Origin of the sequence: Kosakonia sp. MH5, from assembly GCF_009935945.1 — a bacterium.
In the GTDB taxonomy this organism is placed as follows: Bacteria; Pseudomonadota; Gammaproteobacteria; order Enterobacterales; family Enterobacteriaceae; genus Kosakonia; species Kosakonia radicincitans.
Genome location: NZ_QODH01000035.1, coordinates 1 through 635, shown reverse-complemented (window position 1 = coordinate 635; position 635 = coordinate 1). Strand labels below are relative to the sequence as shown.

The window sequence follows — 635 nt, the reverse complement described above, 5'->3', positions numbered from 1 at the left end:
TAGTTTCCTGCAGAGGAGCCAGTGATGTGGGATCCACAAACGTGAACATCTTCACAATGAAGCGCTTGTAGTGGGTTGGGAACTGAAGACCAGAAGAGCCAGTCACTGGAACCAATGTGGTCAGGTAACGGTCATCCTGGTAAGGGCATCCATCAACCAGAAGGTCCCACTGGGGTAGACTGAGTGGATTGGGGGCGGAAGTTGCCCAGCAGTGTCCCAGCATCAGGACAATGTTGGGGTCAGTCCTCTCCACAATGTGCACCTCAACATACACAGGCTCCCGCAGGACTTTCGGTCTTCCCATAGTAACACTGCTGTCCACTAAAGCAGCAGTTGATAGCTTCACATTCAGCACTACTGATACCAGGTTGTCCACATTGGATCTGCTCAGAATCAGCTACAGAACATCTGTCCAAAGGCTCAGCCTTCGCTACTTGCTTCTGAAACTGAATCTTCTGAGGAAGCTGCTGATTAGTCTGTTGAACTGACTGCTGAAGCCGCTGGTCAGTTTGCTGGAGCATCAGAGCTGGAGGATTCTGGGACAGTTTACTCCACTTACCCTTCTTTGGAAGAGCATGACAGAGAGCACACAGTGCTAATACCTGAACCAGCCACCAACTTCCAGCCATTGTCCA

1 protein-coding gene is annotated in these 635 nt (G+C 50.7%); it reads right to left on the bottom strand.

What is annotated here, in order from left to right; translation table 11 throughout:
• A partial coding sequence (locus DK872_RS27185) for a zona pellucida domain-containing protein (RefSeq protein ID WP_218580684.1) occupies positions 1-376 on the bottom strand: 376 nt, incomplete at its 3' end.
• Positions 377-635 lie beyond the last annotated feature (259 nt).